A 17,308-nucleotide genomic window follows, 5' to 3' on the forward strand; every position below is an offset into this window, starting at 1 on the left:
ATGCCGAGCTTCCGCACCACCCGCACTGTCCGCCATAGCCCGGACGACATGTTCGCCCTCGTCGCCGACGTCGAGCGCTACCCCGAATTCCTGCCGCTCTGCGAGGGCCTGCGCGTGCTGCGCCGCCAGCCGGGCGAGGACGGGGTGGAGATCCTCGTCGCCGAGATGAGCGTCGGCTACAAGGCGATCTCCGAGCGCTTCACCACCCGGGTGCAGCTCGATCGGGCCAACCGGCGCATCGTCGCCGAGTACATCGACGGCCCCTTCCGCCACCTGGAGAACCGCTGGACCTTCCGGGAGGCGCCGAACGGGGGCTGCGCGGTCGAGTTCTACATCACCTACGAGTTCAAGAGCCTCGCGCTCGGCCTGCTCATGGGCAAGATGTTCGACCGCGCCTTCCGCAAGTTCACGGACGCGTTCGAGAGCCGGGCGGACCGGATCTACGCGCGGGCGTGAGCCACCCTCAGGCGGCCCGCACCCCCTCCAGGAAGCGGGTCACCTCCGCCCCGAGGGTCTCGGACTGGCGCGAGAGGTCGCGGGCCGCGGCCAGCACCTGCGCGGCCGCCGCCCCGGTCTCGTCCGCGGCCCCCGCGACGGTCTCGATCGTGGTCATCACCGCGCCCGTGCCGGTGGCGGCCTCGGCAACGCCGCGGGCGATCTCCCGGGTGGCGGCGCCCTGCTCCTGCACCGCCGCCGCGATGCCGGTCGCGACGCCGCTGAGTTCGCGGATCCGCGCCGCGATGCCGGCGATCGCCGTAGCGGCCGCGCCGGTCGAGCCCTGGATGCGCCCGACCTGCCCGGTGATCTCCTCGGTGGCCTTGGCGGTCTGGTCGGCCAGGGCCTTCACCTCGGCGGCGACGACCGCGAAGCCGCGTCCCGCCTCGCCGGCCCGCGCCGCCTCGATCGTGGCGTTGAGCGCCAGGAGGTTCGTCTGCCCGGCGATGCCGCGGATCATCGCCACGACCTCGCCCACCGTCCCGGCCGCCGCGGTGAGGTCCTGGACGAGGGTGGCGGTCGCGCCGGCCTCCTCGGCGGCCCGCCGGGCGAGTTCGGCCGATTCGCCGACCCGCCGCCCGATCTCCTCCACCGAGCCGTCGAGCTGCTCCGCCGCGGTCGCGACCGTGCCGACGTTCCGGGCCGCCTCGCCGGCCGAGGCCGCCACGGAGGTCGAGCGCGAGGCGGTCTGCGCCGCGGTGCCGGCCATGCCCTGCGCGGTCGCCTCCAGCTCCGTCGCCGCCGCCGTGACCGCCCCGACGATGCCGCCGACCGCGCTCTCGAAGGCGTCCGCCGTCCGGCGCGTCCACACGCGGCGCTGCTCCTCGGCCTCCGCCCGGGCGACGGCGGTCTCGGCCTCCAGGGCCCGGGCGCGGATCAGGTTGTCCTTGAAGACCTGGACGGCCTGCGCCATGGCGCCGATCTCGTCCCGGCGCCCCATCCCGGGGACCGTCACGGCCGCGTCGCCCTCGGCCAGCCGCACCATCGCGCCGGTGAGGTGCCCGAGTGGCCGCGTGACGCGCCACAGGGTCGCGCCGCAGAGGCCCAGGCAGAGCAGCACCGCGAGCCCCAGCAGGGCCGCGTAGGCGAGGAAGGCGCGGCGGGCGTGATCCGCCTCGGCCTGCGCCGTGTGCAGGATGTCGTCGAGGGCCGTGCTCGCCACTGCCGCCACCGCATTGAGCGCCGGCGTGACCGTGTCCCGCCAATGGTCGATGTCCAGGGTGGGCAGGCCGCCGGTCGAGACGCTGCGGATCAGCGCCTCCCGCTGGCTCTTGAACGGATCCGCGAAATAGGCGGCCTCGCCGCGCGCGATGGCGGCGCGCAGGGCCGGGGAAGCCGTGAGGTCCGCCTCCGCGGCGCGGACGACCTCCCAGGCGTAGGCCATGCGGGCCTCCATGGTCTGAACGGTCCGCGCCTCCGCGTCCCGAAGGGGTCGCCGCTCCGCGACCGCGCCGTTGAGCGTCACCGCCAGGGTGCCGCCATTCGCGCGGGCCGACCACGCCATGGCGCGCAGCAGGATCGCCTGCGAGAGGCCGGGGGCGAGACGCCGGATCTCGGCATCGGTGGCGGCGGAGGCGGCCTCCAGGCTGTCGAGCAGGCGCCCGCCGGTCGCCAGGGCGCGGGCGGGCAGGTTTCCGTCGCGGCCCGCCACCGGCTTGGCGAGGTCCGCGTCGATGATCCTGCGCAGATCCGCCATCGCGGCGGCATCGCCGTCGAGCCGCCGGAGCGCCTCGCGCAGGCTCGGCACGTCGAGGCCGCGCAGGATCGCCGTGGCGGTGCCGAGCGCCTCGTCCACGGCCGCGCGCCGCGTCGCGATGCTGCGCAGGTTGCCCGCGTTGCGCTCGTCCGGAAGGGTCAGCGCCACCGCCGAATCGCCGCGCTCGCTGCGCAGATTGACCAGCGCCGCGAACAGATCTCGATTGAGCGTTGCGTAGGCGGCCACGGATTGCGCGGCGACGTCCGCGTCGCGGTTCACGATCAGCGCCCGCAGGCACAGGCAGACCACCAATGCCGTCATCAGCCCTCCGGCCGATAGCAGCAGCGAGCGGATCGAGATCGTCACGAATGGCTCCATGTCGTCGCGGAACGACATGGATCAGACAAGTAAATTATTTGATAAACTGACTGTCATGGACCCGTTATGATCCGTAAGGGAACCGCTGCACTCCGCTTCTCGATCCACAAACTCCCATCATTCGCGGCAACCATAGTGCAAGAAAAGGTGAGATGTTTGAAATATCGCCCTGCGCGGCCCCATATGTTGCGCAATAAAACTTCCCTGGTCCCGTGAGAATGCGGAAACGGGGCGCCACCGAGGGCTGTTCCGGGCAGGATCTCACGGTCGTTCGACCCCGCCCTTCGCCATGCCGCGCCCGATCCTGCGGTGACGCGGTGGTACGCTTCTCCGGGCCGATGCGCGCGGTGCGCGCGAGCCGTTTTCGAGGCGGGATCCGATGCCCGATGATCGCGCCGGTCCCTCACGTCCCGAAAGGCGCCGGACTCCTCCGGCTGGGCCGAGACCAACCGGATCGGGCGTGCGCCTCAGGCGGCCCGCCCACCGTCGAGGCACCACCCGCGATGTCCACCAAAGCCTGTTCGCCCTCGCGCCGGATGCGGCACGCTGCGGTCGATCATTTCGAATGTCCGATATCAAGCCCGAGGTTTCGGATTCTGGGCTCGGCGAGCTTTCGAGAACGGAATCACCGCCCGTCGAAAATGACCGGTTGTGTCACCACCCGGATGCATCGATCTCGGCCATGACGAAGTCGATGAACGTTCGTGCCAGCAGGGATATCCTCGTCTTGCGGGCCGAAATCAGGTAGATTGCAACCTCCTTCTTCGGTTTCACGATCCATTGCGGAAGAACACGCCTGAGGCGACCGGCCGCGATGAGGCTGTTCACGGAGAATGTTGGAAGGAGAGCGATGCCGCCGGATTCGGTGGCGCTGATCAGCGCATCGGAATTGTTGATCACCAATCTCGGGTTGATCCGCACGGCGACGGATCCCCCGTCCGAATCGAGGCGAACGTTGTGCCGGCAGCCGATCTCGTCGGGGAGGAAGACGTGGTGGCCGGGGAGGTCGCCCGGAACCGCCGGCATCGGCCCGGATCCCACCGCCATCACGAACACGTAGTTCAGCGGCCCGATCTTCCGCGCAACATACTCCTGTGGAGGATTTGACGTGACACGAAGCGCCAAATCATACGCTTCGGCCGTGAGATCGGCGATCCCGTCGCTGAGATCGACCTCAATGGTCACATCCGGGTGCGCCGCGATGAACCTGACGACGAGGGGGGACAGCAGCACGCGTCCGAGGGTCACGGGCGCCGTGACGCGCAGCCGGCCCCGAGGGGTCCCGGCCATGCTCCGCGCCGCGCTCACCATGGTCTCCGCCGTGAGGGCGAGATCGCCGGCATACGCGTAGATCAGGTCCCCCGCCGCCGTCAGGCTGAGCGCGCGCGTCGTCCTGTTGAACAACACCACACCCAGGTGACGCTCAAGGAAGCCGATCTGCCGACTGACCGCCGACGGTGACAGGCCGAGGGTCCTTGCGGCACCGGAGAAGCTGCCTTGCACGACGACCTGCCTGAACATCAGGACCGCTCTCAGGATGTCAGCATTCTCGAGCATGGGACGGTCCGCATCCCTTCGCTCGCGGGCCCGGACGGTGATCGGCTCGTCCCGCGGGCCGCGTGGCGTGGCTCCGCGGCGGCCGGCCGACGCGCACGCCCTCACCTCTGCGAACCCGACCGAGCGCGGACACGCCGGTGCTCCGTGGCCGATCCCAGGGCGTCCATCGTCCGGTCTCCCGAGCGGGCCGGCGCGGCCCCCGCGAGGCCGGACCGCTCCCGCCGGAGCACGTGCCGTGCGCTGACCGACCGCCGAGCGCGTGTCGCGCACCCGGCGGCTGGTCGGCAATCTGTGAGCAGTGCGCAAAATCGCTTTGCCGAGTTTGCATATTATCGTCCCCGCGGATCCGACCTACTCTCCTTTCGCTGCGTCATCCAGCAAGGAGCACTCGGTTGTGGATCCGCGAGATCGCCAAGCGGGGTACCCTCAGGGCCGGCGTCAGCGTCGGTTTCGTGGGCTTCTCCCGGAGGATCGGGCCGGCATCGATCGACTGGGAAGGTTTCGACGTCGATTGCGCCCGCGCCGTCGCCATCGCGGTGTTCGATGATCCGGGCCGGATCGATTTCATCCCGCTGCGTGCCGCCGACCGCTTCCAGGCTCTGCAGGCCGGCATGATCGACATCGGTCTGTTCAACGCGAGCGCCACGCTTCAGCGGGAAGTCGGGCACGGCATCGCCTTCGCCCATCCGACCCTCTTCGACGGCGAGCGCCTGATGACGCGGGTCCATGCGCCGCCGGCTCCTCGCCGCGGCAGCCGTATCGCGGCGATCCGGGGCTCGACAACGCGGCATAATCTCCTGCGCTACATCGATACAAACGGCCTCGGCTGCGAAGTGCTTGAATTCGATACACCCGACGAAGCGCGAGATTCCTACGTTGTTGGACAATGCGATTACTACTGCCTTGATCGCTATCTCCTCTATGGCGAGCGAACTTTGTGCCCCGATCCCGATCAGCACGTCATTCTGGATGATGCGGTCTCGTACGAGTACATGTCTCCAGCAGTTTCCACGCGAGACCCATCTTGGCATGCGGCTGTCGCCTGCGTCGCCCGGACCCTGATCGCGGCGGAGGAGCTCGGGCTACACCGCGCGACGGAATGGGCCGCGGCGTCCCGCGACCGCGCGGTCGACGCCTACATCCGGGCGACGCGGTTGGCCGCGGGACCGCTCGGCCTCCAGCCCGATTTCGCGCTCCGCATCGTCTCGCAGCTCGGAGATTACGGCGAAATCTTCGCGAGAAACCTCGGCGAGCGATCCGCGCTCCGGGCGCCGCGATGCGAGAACGTCCCCCGATCTCGGGGCGGCCTCCTGTTCAGCCCCGCCTTCCTGTGAGGTCCCCGCGTGCTTCATCGATCCGCAAGCGCCACCACTCGGGCCGGTCTCGTGGAGTACGCGGTCGCGATGGTGATGTCGGGAACCATCGGGGCCTTCGTCCTCGAGAGCGGTCAGTCTCCGGTCAACGCCGTCTTCGCGCGTTGCATCATTGGCACACTCGTGATTTCCTTATACATCTATGTCACGGAGTCTCATAAGTCGATCGCGATCAGCAATCGCAATATCATTCTGACGATAGTTACCGCATCTTCAATCGTTGCAAATTGGATATTGCTGTTTTCTTCTTATCGATATGCACCGATCGGTTTGGTGACGATCATCTATCACGTTCAGCCCCTGCTTGTTTTCTTAGGAGGCACGATCTTCTTCGCAGAGCGAATGGAAGCCATGAAGGGTGCCCTTCTCGGGACCGCGTTCCTCGGCGTCGTCCTGATCGCCACCTCGAACGAGTCGGGCAGCGGCACGATCGGGAGCGGCACCGTCCAGGGCTACGCGCTGGCCCTCGGCGCCGCCCTGTTCTACTCATGTGCGACGCTGGTCGGCAGGCGCTTGCGCGGCGTTCCGGCCCCGGTGACGACTCTCGTGCAGATGCTGCTGGGAACGGTCGCTCTCGCACCGCTGGCCGACTTCGGCTCGCCCCCGACTACCCCGAAGCAGTGGCTGTGCCTCCTGACGCTCGGCGTCGTTCACAGCGCTTTCATGTATATTCTGATCTATTCTGCATACAAGAAACTTGAGTCTTGGCAAATCGCCATTCTTAGCTTCATTTATCCGCTCATCGCGCTCGTCGTGGATTTTATTTATTTCAATCGAGAGCCCCGTGCGATTGAAATCATCGGCAGCATTCTCATCATCTTCGCCAGTCTGACCGTATCTCTTCAACGAGTGAAAGGGGCAAACTCGTAGTTCTTCGTGGAGCGATCCGCTCCGCATCACCCAACTGGTCCCCTCGACGAGGAGTTCACGATGCTCACAATCCCGAGTCCAACCCCTGCCGCATGGCCAAGGCCGAGCGGACGCCGCATCCCATCAGGGTTCGGCTACCTGGAATCGTCCCGCTTCGACGCTGAAATCGTCAAGGATCTCCTGACGGATGGGCATCGGGACGGCAAGGTACTGTACATCCTGCGCGATCGGCTGAGCACGAGCCTGTGCGACCGGGTGATTCGAGCCTTTCACGTCATCGCGGACTCCGGAAGGAACTCCCGCCCCGATGATGGTTACGTCAAAGCGCAGCAATTTGGAGCAACGCAATTTGCTAAGACGGGCCGCGACTACATCTTGGACGTGTCGGCGAATGTTCCCGTCATCCTCTCCCTGCTTGACGCCCTGACCCATGACGAAGCCCTGGCACTGCTTCTGACGCGTGACCTGGAAGAGGGCCTCCTGGCGCATGGTCTCCATTTCGGCCCGGCGCAACACAAAGGATGTTTCGCGGCCTCCGCGACGTTCCGCCAATGGCTCGACAACGGCAAGATGTCGCTGATGCCCCACGACGACGTCGCACAATTGGCCGTTGCCCGACGCGATGGTTTCGAGATCGGGACCGTCCGGACTGTTCTGGCTTACAACGCCTGCCTGCGGGCGACCGGGGAGGGCGGCGCTCTGACGGTGTGGAATCTCGAACCGAATGATGGCGACAGGGCGGCATTCGGGGTCGAAGAGACGGGCTATCCCTACCCGCCGGAGCAACTCGGGGACGTCGCGCAGTTCTCCGTGACACTCAACGCGGGCGACGTTTACTTCCTCAATGCCAGTTTTCTCCACGGCGTCGAGACCGTCAGGAACGGCGAGCGCGTCACCGCGGGCCGCTTCATGGGACTGTCTCGCCGCGAGAAAGTGGTGCACTGGACATGAACGCGATCACGGACGCCGCCAAGCGACTGGCCGCCCAGGGCTACGCCGTCATTCGGGGAGACCATCTGCTGCACGCCGTCGAGGAACGACTGCGCACGACCGGCGCACCGATGCCTGCGGCCGCGGCGGCCCCCGGACTTTCCCGGCTTCAGCCATATTTCGCGTATCTTGAGGAGGATCCATATTCACCGGGCCGTCGGTTCCGCGCTTACGCCCAGTGCAGGAAAATCAAGGGTTCGCAGATCACATATGGCCATTTCGAAGACTATATGCAGACACCTGACTACAATCCCGATACCGGTGGGATTGTCCGCTCCTACCCGCTCATCGACGCCCGCGTGACCTCAGATCCGGTTTTCAATGCGCTCATCGAGGCGGATGCGGCCCTGGTCGATGCTTACGGCCGGGTGGGCGATCCCTGGCAACTGACCGTGGGCGTTCACCTGTTCCGGTACGGAGCGAGCCCCGATCGCCCCGCCTACAGTTCGCCGGTCTGGCTTCATCGCGACGACGAGGATGTTGTCTTCGTTCACCTGATCAACCGGTCGGCAAACATCATCGGTGGCGACAGCATCATCGCGACGGATGCGCGATCGATCGAGAGGGTTCTGACGCTGCGGGCCATCGGAGACACCCTGGTCGTCGATCATCAGAAATTTCATGCCGTGACGCCGATAGGGTGCGAGGCTCCGGAGCACAACGGCCAGGATGCCAGCAGTTTCCGCGATATCATACTTGTTACTTTTCAGCGCAGGAGAGATTCTTGACTGCTGATACGGCCGGTGTTGCGATCGTGACGGGCAGCAGCGGCGGCATCGGCCGAGAGATCTGCCGCGCGTTCCTGAACAGGGGATACCGCACGGTCGGATTGGACATTGAGGAGAGCACGCCCGGGACCGACCTCGGGCACTATTTCTCTAGAGCCGTGGACCTGTCGGATCCGCAGCGGGTCCAGCACGCCCTCGACGGGATCGCGTTGGCCCCTCACAATGTGCTGGTGAACTGCGCTGGCATCAGAGAAATTTGCAATCTAGAGGATCTCACTCTGGATTTATGGCAGAGAGTCATGACGGTCAACGTGACCGCGCCATTCCTGCTCTCGAAAGAATTCTTCCGGCGGCTTACGATGGACGGCAAGACGGGCAACATCGTGAACATCGCCTCTGTCTCCGGCCTGCTCGGTGAGCCGAAGCGGACGGCCTATGTCTCGTCCAAACATGCCTTGATCGGGCTGACGAAGCAACTCGCCATTGAGTTCGGAAGGGCCGGCATACGCGTGAATGCCGTCTCGCCAGGCATCGTCAGAACCCCTCTGACAGAGGCATATTACTCCGATGCCGAGACGATGAGAAAGATCAAATCGGGGCAATTTCTATCAATGGATGGCCATCCCGCCGATGTGGCATCGGCCGTGATGTTCCTTGCCGAGAGCAGCTCGCGCTTCATCACGGGAGCGACGCTGTGCGTGGACGGTGGTTGGACGATCGGCAAGCAGCTGTGACGCGGCTCCGCCGCCGCCACACGGGCCCAGCCTTCGAAGCGGGCCTCTCCCCGTCATGGGCCATACCGATGCCGTCTCGAGCACCTTGTCCGATCGGACCGGGCGGCCCCCGCCTCCGGATGCGCCGTCCGCCCGGGGGATCCCGCTACGGGGCCCCGTGACGCCCCCCCTCACACCTCGGTCAGCGCCGTCTCCAGCAGTCCCAGCGCATCCTCGACGGCCCGGCGGCGGACCTCCGCCCGGCCGAGATCGCCGTAGCGGCGCTCCAGGTGGTGGGCGGTGCGCCCGGCCGTGACGAGGCCGAAATGCACGAGGCCCACCGGCTTCGTCGCGGTCGCGCCGGAGGGACCGGCGATGCCCGTAATGGCGAGCGCCACGTCGGCGCGGGAATGGGCCAGCGCCCCGTCCGCCATCGCGCGCGCCACCGGCTCGCTCACCGCGCCGTGCTCCGAGATGAGGCCGAAATCGACGCCCAGCACCTCGGCCTTGGCCTCGTTCGAGTAGGTGACGAAGCCGCGCTCCACCACCGCGGAGGACCCTGCCACCTCGGTGAGCAGGGCCGCCAGCAGGCCGCCGGTGCAGGATTCGGCCGTGACGATGCGGGAGCGGCGCTCCCGGTAGGCGGCGATGATCACGCCCGCACGGGCGATGAGGCCGGAATCGGTGATCACGGGGGGCCCTCCTCAGGCGGCGGGCAGGCGGAGCGTTGCGGCGGCCTGGGCCGCGAGCCCCTCGGCGCGCCCCACGAAGCCGAGCCTCTCCGTCGTCGTCGCCTTGATGGAGACGGCGCCCACGGGCACACGGGCGATCTCGGCGATGCGGGCGCGGATCGCCTCCCGGTGCGGGCCGATCCGGGGCTGCTCGCACAGGACCGTCACGTCGAGGTGGTCGATCACTCCGCCGCGCGCCGCCACCCGGGCCACCGCATCGGCCAGGAATTGGTCCGAGGAGGCGCCGCGCCAGCGCGGGTCGCTCGGCGGGAAGTGCACGCCGATGTCGCCGTCCGCCAGCGCGCCCAGGATCGCGTCGGTCAGCGCGTGCAGCACCACGTCGCCGTCCGAATGGGCGAGCACGCCGCGATCCGCGGGGATCCGCACGCCGCCGAGCCACACGCCGTCGCCCTCCGTGAAGGCGTGCACGTCGAAGCCGGTCCCGAGGCGGGTGACGAGGGTCATGGAATCTCCTGGTACGCGCGAAACCGTGCGCGATGATGCCTCGGCGCCGGGCAGTGCGGCACTCCCCGAAACTGCATCGGCCCCTTGAGCCTGACGCGGGGGAGCGTCAGCCCCCGCGAAGGCCCGGTCCGCCTCGTCGAGGTCGGAGGCCTGCGTGATCTTGCGGTTGCGCAGGTCGCCGGGGAAGACCGCCACGGGCAGCCCCGCCCATTCGGCGAGCGCACCGTCGTCCGTGAAGGCGTCGAGCCCCTGCGCGGCGGCGCGGCGATGGGCGTCGCGCAGGACCGCGAAGGCGAAGGCCTGCGGCGTCTGCACGGCCCGCAGGCGCTCCCGCGGCGGCGTTTCCCGCACCACCTCCTGCGCGTCCACCACCTTGATCGTGTCCGTGACCGGGATGCCCGGCACCGCGGCGCCGTGGGCGCGGGCCGCCGCGACGGCCCGGTCGATCAGCGCCGCGTCCACGAAGGGGCGGGCGGCGTCGTGCACGAGGACGATGGCCGGCGCCCCCGCCCGGTCCAGGGCCTCGAGCCCCGCCCGCACGGAATCCTGGCGGGTCGCCCCGCCCGGCACCGGCGGGAGGAGGCGGGCAGCCTCCTCCGGCGCGAGCTCGGCGCGGCACGTCTCGTAGAAGGCGGTCGCGTCGGGGGCGATCACCACCTGGATGCGGGCGAGGTCGGGGTGGCGGGCCAGGGCCGCGAGCGTCCGGGTCAGCACCGCCTGCCCGCCGACGCGGCGATACTGCTTGGGCGTGTCGCCGCCGACGCGGATGCCGCGGCCGGCGGCGACGACGACCGCGGCGATGTCGGACATGACCTGGATCCTCTCGAGGACGGGACCGCACGGCCCGACGGAATGCGCGTCTCCTAGAGCATTTGCCGAGGAAGAGGAAACCGGCGCGGGCGGACGGGGCCGACAGGGCCGGCGCCCTGCGGTATGATGTGCGCCGCAGCATGAAATCGGCGCTCCGCCCAGCTTCTCCGCTTGCGCGCGGCCGGCTTTTGGCTACTTGTTGTGCAGAATGAAGATTGACCATTCTTTGAGCGGCCGGGGGGCCGGGAACCGGGTGCCAGCGCTGCCGACGGAACCGGGAATCGGCCCGGGGGTGCTGCTGGCTCCCCTGTCGGGCGTGACCGACCTTCACCTGCGCCGGATCGCGCGCCGGCTCGGCGCCACGGCCGTGGTCTCCGAGATGGTGGCGGCGGAGGATTTCGCGCGCGGCACCGCCGAGGCGCGCCTGCGCGCGGAGGGGGAGGGGGTGCTGCCGCATGTCGTGCAGCTCGCCGGCTGCGACCCGGGCTGGATGGCCGAGGGCGCCCGGCTCGCCGAGGCGAGCGGCGCCGACGTGATTGACGTGAACATGGGCTGCCCGGCCAAGACGGTGACGGGCGGGGAGGCGGGTTCGGCGCTGATGCGCGACCTCGACCACGCGGCGCGGCTGCTCGCCGCGGTGCGGGGGGCGGTCTCGGTGCCGGTCACGGTCAAGATGCGCCTCGGCTGGGACCGTGCCTCGCTGAACGCCCCGGAGCTGGCGCGCCGGGCCGAGGCGCTGGGGCTCGCCGCCGTCACGGTGCACGGCCGCACCCGCCAGGACTTCTACACCGGCCGGGCCGACTGGGCGGCGATCCGCGCCACGGCCGAGGCGGTGGCGATCCCGGTGGTGGCGAACGGCGACGTGGGCGGCCTCGACGAGGCCCGCGCCTGCCTCGCCGCCTCAGGGGCGGACGCGGTGATGATCGGGCGGGCGGCGGTCGGCCGGCCCTGGCTCGTGGGCGCGGTGGCGGCCGGCCTGCGCGGCGAGGCGGCGCCCGAGCCGGCCCCGGAGGAGAAGGCGGACCTCGCCGCCGAGCACTACGAGGGCCTGCTCGCCCTCTACGGGCGGGCGATGGGGGTGCGCCACGCCCGCAAGCACCTCGCGGCCTACGCGGACCACGCCGGGGGTCTCACGCCGCCCGAGCGGGCGCGGCTCGTCACCACCACCGATCCGGCGGAGGCCCTCGTCCTGCTGCGGCGGGCCTTCCTCGCCCCGGCGGCACCGGTTGCGGAGCAGGCCGCACGGGTTGCGGAGCAGGCCGCATGAGTGCCCCCACCAGCGACGCGGTCATCAACGCGCTGCCGCTCCCGGTGCTCACCATCGGGCCGGACGAGCGCATCCTCCAGGTCAACATGGCCGCGGAGCACTTCTTCGACTACTCGCGCCGGCTGATGCAGCGCCAGCGCCTGCGCGACATCATCCCGTTCTCCTCGCCGATCATCGCGCTAGTCAACGAGGTGCGGCGGCGGCGCTCCAGCGTCAGCGAGTACCGGGTGGAACTGGGCTCGCCCCGCTCCGGGACCGAGCGCAGCGTCGACGTCTTCGCGACCTATCTCGACGACGAGATGGTGGTCCTGATGCTGCAGGAGCGCACGATCGCCGACAAGATGAACCGCCAGCTCACCCACCGGCAGGCGGCCCGCTCGATGGTGGCGCTCGGCGCCATGCTGGCCCACGAGATCAAGAACCCGCTCGCGGGCATCCGCGGCGCCGCCCAGCTCCTGGAGCAGTCGGCGGGCGAGGACGACCGCTTGCTGACGCGGCTGATCTGCGACGAATCCGACCGCATCGTGCGCCTCGTCGAGCGCATGGAGCTGTTCGGGGACGAGCGCCCGGTGGAGCGCGGGCCGGTCAACGTCCACGGCGTGCTCGATCAGGTGAAGCGCTCGGCCCAGTCGGGCTTCGCCCGTCACATCCGCTTCGTGGAGAATTACGACCCGTCGCTGCCGCCGGTGCTCGGCAACCGCGACCAGCTGATCCAGGTGATCCTCAACCTCGTGAAGAACGCCGCCGAGGCGATCGGGGCGGACGCGGTGGACGGGGAGATCACCCTCTCGACGGCTTTCCGCACCGGCCTGCGCCTGCAGGTGCCGGGCTCCCGCGAGCGGGTGAGCCTGCCCATCGAGGTGGCGGTGCGCGACAACGGGCCGGGGGTCAGCGCCGACCTCCTCCCCGACCTGTTCGACCCCTTCGTCACCACCAAGGCGCAGGGCTCGGGGCTCGGCCTCGCCCTCGTCGCCAAGATCGTCGGGGACCACGGCGGCATCGTCGAGTGCGATCCCGTCCCCCGCCGGACCACCTTCCGCGTTCTCCTGCCGATGTCCCACGCCCGCGACGGGCGCGAATCGGCGCCGGATGTCGAGTGAATCCATGCCCAACGGTCACATCATCGTGGCGGACGACGACGCCGCCATCCGCACCGTGCTCAACCAGGCGCTGTCGCGCGCCGGCTACGAGGTGCGCTCGACCGGCAACGCCGCCACCCTGTGGCGCTGGGTGGCGCAGGGGGACGGCGACCTCGTCATCACCGACGTGGTGATGCCCGACGAGAACGCCTTCGACCTGCTGCCGCGGATCAAGCGGGTGCGGCCGGACCTGCCGATCATCGTGATGAGCGCGCAGAACACCTTCATGACGGCGATCCGCGCCTCCGAGCGCGGCGCCTACGAGTACCTGCCCAAGCCCTTCGACCTGAAGGAACTCACCGCCATCGTCGGGCGCGCCCTGTCGCGGCCCCGCGGGGCCGCCGCCCCGGGCGCCCCGCCGGAGAACGAGGACATCCCCCTGGTCGGCCGCTCGCCGGCCATGCAGGAGATCTACCGCGCGCTCGCCCGCCTGATGCCCACCGACCTCACCGTGATGATCACGGGCGAGTCCGGCACCGGCAAGGAGCTGGTCGCCCGCGCGCTGCACGATTACGGGCGCCGCCGCGCCGGGCCCTTCGTGCCGGTCAACATGGCGGCGATTCCCCGCGACCTGATCGAATCCGAGCTGTTCGGCCACGAGAAGGGGGCCTTCACGGGCGCCACCGCCCGCTCGGCCGGGCGCTTCGAGCAGGCCGAGGGCGGCACGCTGTTCCTCGACGAGATCGGCGACATGCCGATGGAGGCCCAGACCCGCCTGCTGCGCGTGCTGCAGCAGGGCGAGTACACCACCGTCGGCGGGCGCGTGCCGATCAAGACCAACGTGCGCATCATCGCGGCGACCAACAAGGACCTGCGGGTCTCGATCCAGCAGGGGATTTTTCGCGAGGACCTGTTCTTCCGCCTGAACGTGGTACCCCTGCGGCTCCCGGCCCTGCGCGAGCGCACCGAGGACGTGCCCGACCTCGTCCGCCACTTCTTCACGCTGGTCGAGCGCGAGGGCCTGAGCCGCAAGCAGCTCGACGGCGAGGCGATGGAGCGCCTCAAGCGCTACCGCTGGCCGGGCAACGTGCGCGAGCTCGAGAACCTCGTGCGCCGCCTCGCGGCCCTGTACCCCCAGGAGACGATCACCGGCCCGGTGATCGAGGCGGAGCTCGACACCCTGCCGCTGGCGCCGCCCGCCGCCGGGAACGGCCCGGCCCGCAAGGGCGCCCCGGAGGCCGAGGGGCTCTCCGCGGCGGTGGAGCGCCACCTCGCCGACTATTTCTCGGGCTTCCGGGACACGCTGCCGCCGCCCGGGCTCTATCACCGCGTGCTGCGGGAGATCGAGGGGCCGCTGATCGGGGCGGCGCTGGCGGCCACCCGCGGCAACCAGATCCGGGCCGCCGAGCTGCTCGGGGTCAACCGCAACACCCTGCGCAAGAAGGTCCGCGACCTCGACCTGCAGGTCTTCCGCACGCCGCGCTGAACCGCGAGCCGGCGCCGCAGCCGCGCCGTGCCGTGCCGCACTTATCCGTGCGGCATCTCGTCACAGGTAGTCGGACCGCGCAGGGGCCCGACGCCGGGACGGTTTCGATCAGGCACAGGGCAGGGCGGTCTCGTCCCGACCGTTCGGAACACAATACAGGCGCTTGCGGAATTGATTCCGCGCGTTGTCGTTCGCCGCGGATCTGGGTTCACGATGGTACTCATCCGCGATCTCGCCGGCCGTGATCAGTCGACGCCGCATCCGAGAGGCGACGGGCACCGCATTGACCACTTTTCGCTCACGCATCCTCTTGGGACGGCGGATGGGCTGCTCGCCCTTGCGCTTTGACATCTTCGAAACGTCCCCCGACCACGGCATCTCTCACGCGGGCCGACGGTTCTCCGGTTGGTCCGGATGATTCCGCCGCGGATCCCGCGGTTCCGACCCTTGAGACGGTAGACCGGAATCCTGCGCAAAGTCCGGCGACATTTCGCCTTTTCCCAATCTTCCCCGGTCTGCGGCGGCGCCGCCACATGGCCCGATGGAACTAATCCTCTGGCGATCCAGCTTAATCCTTTAGGATTATATCAAACCGTTGAGCAGGAGACCGTTTTTCGCTCTCCGGCGGGCGGCCGGGACAATCCGGCAAGGCCGACCGTGCAGCACTGGTGCAGAGCATCCGAACGGCCTCACTGACGTTACGAAAGGCTCGCCGGCACAAACATATCTCATCAGTTTCCGCCGCCGCAGACCTTGAACTTCAGCGCATCTCGCGTAACATCCGAGCCACTGGATGGGGCAACCCGTTTCAAGAGGATCCTGATGAACTCCGACGACCAGATTGAGGCGCCGCCTACGATTGAGCTCGTGTCCGACATCGTGTCGGCCTACGTTGCGAACAATTCGGTGCCCGTGGGTGAACTCGCCAGCCTGATCCGCAGCGTGCACGATGCGGTGGCGCAACTGAGCGCCCCGCCCGCCCCCGCGGCCGAGAAGCTGGTGCCACCGGTGCCGATCAAGAAGACGGTGACCCCGGACTATCTCATCAGCCTGGAAGACGGCCGTCGCTACCGCACGCTCAAGCGCCACCTCGCGGGCCGGGGCCTGACGCCCGAGCAGTACCGGGCCAAGTGGGGCCTCCCTCCGGACTACCCCATGGTCGCGGCGAATTATGCCGCCCAGCGCTCGGAACTCGCCAAGAGCATTGGGCTCGGCCAGAAGCCGGTCGCCCGCCGCTCGCGGACGAATCAGGCGGCCTGATCCGCCGGCCGTCCCGGCCGGCTCGAACCGAAGTCGCGCCCGCGGCGGCCCACGCCCCGCGGGCGTTCGTCGTGGATGGGTCAGGGACGCGGCCAGCGGAAAGCCGCACCGGCCCGCGGTCGTCTCCCGCCGGCGATCACCGGATCTCCGCGGGCGGGCGCGGCGCCTGAAGGAAGGCGCGGACGCGCGCGAAGGCGTCGGCCCGGGCCTCCTCGCTGGTTCCGACGAGCGGCGCCCAGTTGCCCCGTCGGTAGGCGTCGATGGCGCGCATCGGGCTGGCCGATGCATTGAAGCCATGCACCACACCCGCGTCGGTCCGGACCGTGACCGGAGCGCCACGGTCTCGCGCGCCGCGCAGAAAGGCTTCGCAGGGCGCGGCAGGCGTCCCGTTGTCGGTCCCTCCACGAGGACGAGGTGCGGGATGTCGGTGGTCCACCTTCGCGGAGCTGCGTCGACGAAGGGACGGGACTGCAGGGTCTCGCCGCAAGCGCCGGAGTAGAGCGCGAACGCGCTCGCGACCTCGTGGGCGGGCGGTGAATCGGGCCGTCCGCTGCGCGCGGCCGACGGCGAGGAGCACGACGCCTCCGCCCTGGGATCAGCCCGCGAGGCTGATGCGGGCGGGATCGACGAATGCGTGGGCCTGCAGGAAGGCGAGGGCCGCGGCGGCGTCCGACGGTCGTTCGGCCCACAGGCGTCGGTGGACTTCGCCGGGCGGCATGCCTGGCCGAAACCGCGCGAGGACGCGCTATCGACCATCCGGACGGCGAGGCCCGCCTCGAGGAAGGCATCCCGCCCGTCGCGAGAGAGGGGCGCCGGACGCCCATCGCGGACGAGCCCGCTGCATCCGTGGAGCATGACGACGGCCGGCGCGGGACCCTCCGTGGCCGGGCGGGAGAGGGAGGCGGTGACCGAGAGATCGCGCGGGGGGTTGCGGAATCGGACCCATTCGTCCGCCCGCGACGGAACGGCCGCAACCAGGACGGCAGCACCCGCCAGCCCGCGCAGAGATGCGCGGGCATGCCGGACGGCTCGGATTGCGATCATCCCCGCACCTCGGCGGCTGTTACGGCGCGGAGACCAGGTGTTGCGTCGCTTACGCGATCCTGCGGGCTGTCCAGGGTTGGGCGACGCAATACCTTCAGGGCCATGACGGCCTCTTAGAGCATTTTCCGACGAAGTGGATACTGCTCGTCGCAGAAAATGCTTAAAAAGCAAAGACATAGAGCAGTGTCAGATTGCAACGTGATCGGATACTGCTCTAGCCGGAGGCATGCCGATGGGCGACATCGGACTCCGGCGACGGCGTCCATGCGCGTTCGGGCGTGGTGGGTCCGTTGGGGGCGTCTGCCTCCCGCGACACCGCTCCGGCGGCTGGGCGGATGGCCGGACCTGCACCGGACCTCTCGCCGA

15 protein-coding genes are annotated in these 17,308 nt (G+C 69.1%); 10 read left to right on the forward strand and 5 right to left on the reverse strand.

Translation table 11 applies throughout. The features are described 5' to 3' along the window. Positions 1 to 456 (forward strand): type II toxin-antitoxin system RatA family toxin, encoded by a 456-nt coding sequence (locus ACW9J6_RS15345; RefSeq protein WP_457117348.1) that lies wholly within the window; start codon positions 1 to 3, stop codon positions 454 to 456. Positions 457 to 463: 7 nt separating this feature from the next. Here the strand turns inward: ACW9J6_RS15345 and ACW9J6_RS15350 are convergent, their stop codons facing one another. Next, on the reverse strand, positions 464 to 2,557 hold the full coding sequence (locus ACW9J6_RS15350) for a methyl-accepting chemotaxis protein (protein WP_457117349.1): 2,094 nt from the start codon (positions 2,555 to 2,557) through the stop codon (positions 464 to 466). A gap of 666 nt (positions 2,558 to 3,223) precedes the next feature. Then, positions 3,224 to 4,126, reverse strand: coding sequence for a LysR family transcriptional regulator (locus tag ACW9J6_RS15355; protein WP_457117350.1), 903 nt, complete (start codon positions 4,124 to 4,126; stop codon positions 3,224 to 3,226). 392 nt (positions 4,127 to 4,518) lie between these two features. On the opposite strand from ACW9J6_RS15355, the gene ACW9J6_RS15360 reads away from it, so the two are divergent. From ACW9J6_RS15360 to ACW9J6_RS15380, 5 genes are read left to right on the forward strand one after another with little or no spacing between them, the layout of a single operon-like run. Next, a complete protein-coding gene (locus tag ACW9J6_RS15360) occupies positions 4,519 to 5,460 on the forward strand; it encodes a transporter substrate-binding domain-containing protein (RefSeq protein ID WP_457117351.1) in 942 nt (313 codons plus the stop codon). Between the two features lie 51 nt (positions 5,461 to 5,511). Further along, positions 5,512 to 6,369 carry a DMT family transporter gene (locus ACW9J6_RS15365; protein ID WP_457117352.1) on the forward strand — a complete coding sequence of 286 codons (858 nt, stop codon included), beginning with the start codon at positions 5,512 to 5,514 and terminating at the stop codon, positions 6,367 to 6,369. A 60-nt stretch (positions 6,370 to 6,429) separates the two neighbouring features. Next, positions 6,430 to 7,320 carry a 2OG-Fe(II)-dependent halogenase WelO5 family protein gene (locus ACW9J6_RS15370; RefSeq protein WP_457117353.1) on the forward strand — a complete coding sequence of 297 codons (891 nt, stop codon included), beginning with the start codon at positions 6,430 to 6,432 and terminating at the stop codon, positions 7,318 to 7,320. After that, the gene (locus tag ACW9J6_RS15375; protein ID WP_457117354.1) at positions 7,317 to 8,087 is read left to right on the forward strand and encodes a 2OG-Fe dioxygenase family protein; all 771 of its coding nucleotides are present in this window, start codon (positions 7,317 to 7,319) and stop codon (positions 8,085 to 8,087) included. Before ACW9J6_RS15370 ends, ACW9J6_RS15375 begins: the two co-directional genes overlap by 4 nt. Beyond that, positions 8,084 to 8,821: an SDR family NAD(P)-dependent oxidoreductase gene (locus ACW9J6_RS15380; protein WP_457117355.1), complete on the forward strand. Its 738-nt coding sequence runs from the start codon at positions 8,084 to 8,086 to the stop codon at positions 8,819 to 8,821. The genes ACW9J6_RS15375 and ACW9J6_RS15380 overlap by 4 nt, the downstream gene beginning before the upstream one ends. Before the next feature lie 170 nt (positions 8,822 to 8,991). Here ACW9J6_RS15380 and ACW9J6_RS15385 read toward each other — a convergent pair whose 3' ends face one another. Continuing rightward, positions 8,992 to 9,492, reverse strand: coding sequence for a CinA family protein (locus tag ACW9J6_RS15385; protein WP_457117356.1), 501 nt, complete (start codon positions 9,490 to 9,492; stop codon positions 8,992 to 8,994). A 12-nt stretch (positions 9,493 to 9,504) separates the two neighbouring features. Next, on the reverse strand, positions 9,505 to 10,806 hold the full coding sequence (ispD, locus tag ACW9J6_RS15390; protein ID WP_457117357.1) for a 2-C-methyl-D-erythritol 4-phosphate cytidylyltransferase: 1,302 nt from the start codon (positions 10,804 to 10,806) through the stop codon (positions 9,505 to 9,507). A 208-nt stretch (positions 10,807 to 11,014) separates the two neighbouring features. On the opposite strand from ispD, the gene dusB reads away from it, so the two are divergent. The 4 genes from dusB (at position 11,015) to ACW9J6_RS15410 (ending at position 15,898) form a co-directional block, all read left to right on the forward strand. After that, positions 11,015 to 12,073, forward strand: coding sequence for a tRNA dihydrouridine synthase DusB (dusB, locus tag ACW9J6_RS15395; protein ID WP_457117358.1), 1,059 nt, complete (start codon positions 11,015 to 11,017; stop codon positions 12,071 to 12,073). Then, positions 12,070 to 13,173: a two-component system sensor histidine kinase NtrB gene (locus ACW9J6_RS15400; protein WP_457117359.1), complete on the forward strand. Its 1,104-nt coding sequence runs from the start codon at positions 12,070 to 12,072 to the stop codon at positions 13,171 to 13,173. The genes dusB and ACW9J6_RS15400 overlap by 4 nt, the downstream gene beginning before the upstream one ends. Before the next feature lie 4 nt (positions 13,174 to 13,177). Beyond that, the gene (gene ntrC / locus ACW9J6_RS15405; RefSeq protein ID WP_457117360.1) at positions 13,178 to 14,638 is read left to right on the forward strand and encodes a nitrogen regulation protein NR(I); all 1,461 of its coding nucleotides are present in this window, start codon (positions 13,178 to 13,180) and stop codon (positions 14,636 to 14,638) included. A gap of 822 nt (positions 14,639 to 15,460) precedes the next feature. After that, positions 15,461 to 15,898 (forward strand): MucR family transcriptional regulator, encoded by a 438-nt coding sequence (locus ACW9J6_RS15410; RefSeq protein ID WP_457117361.1) that lies wholly within the window; start codon positions 15,461 to 15,463, stop codon positions 15,896 to 15,898. Positions 15,899 to 16,034: 136 nt separating this feature from the next. On the opposite strand, the gene ACW9J6_RS15415 is transcribed toward ACW9J6_RS15410, so the two are convergent. Then, positions 16,035 to 16,169 (reverse strand): hypothetical protein, encoded by a 135-nt coding sequence (locus tag ACW9J6_RS15415; protein ID WP_457117362.1) that lies wholly within the window; start codon positions 16,167 to 16,169, stop codon positions 16,035 to 16,037. Positions 16,170 to 17,308 lie beyond the last annotated feature (1,139 nt).

Source organism: Methylobacterium sp. JK268 (assembly GCF_054052225.1).

Coding starts and splice junctions, on each gene's coding strand:
- ACW9J6_RS15345 (WP_457117348.1), top strand. CDS start 1: ATGCCGAGCTTCCGCACCACCCGCACTGTCCGCCATAGCCCGGACGAC.
- ACW9J6_RS15355 (WP_457117350.1), bottom strand. CDS start 4,126: ATGCTCGAGAATGCTGACATCCTGAGAGCGGTCCTGATGTTCAGGCAG.
- ACW9J6_RS15370 (WP_457117353.1), top strand. CDS start 6,430: ATGCTCACAATCCCGAGTCCAACCCCTGCCGCATGGCCAAGGCCGAGC.
- ACW9J6_RS15375 (WP_457117354.1), top strand. CDS start 7,317: ATGAACGCGATCACGGACGCCGCCAAGCGACTGGCCGCCCAGGGCTAC.
- ispD (WP_457117357.1), bottom strand. CDS start 10,806: ATGTCCGACATCGCCGCGGTCGTCGTCGCCGCCGGCCGCGGCATCCGC.
- dusB (WP_457117358.1), top strand. CDS start 11,015: ATGAAGATTGACCATTCTTTGAGCGGCCGGGGGGCCGGGAACCGGGTG.
- ACW9J6_RS15400 (WP_457117359.1), top strand. CDS start 12,070: ATGAGTGCCCCCACCAGCGACGCGGTCATCAACGCGCTGCCGCTCCCG.
- ntrC (WP_457117360.1), top strand. CDS start 13,178: ATGCCCAACGGTCACATCATCGTGGCGGACGACGACGCCGCCATCCGC.
- ACW9J6_RS15410 (WP_457117361.1), top strand. CDS start 15,461: ATGAACTCCGACGACCAGATTGAGGCGCCGCCTACGATTGAGCTCGTG.
- ACW9J6_RS15415 (WP_457117362.1), bottom strand. CDS start 16,169: ATGCGCGCCATCGACGCCTACCGACGGGGCAACTGGGCGCCGCTCGTC.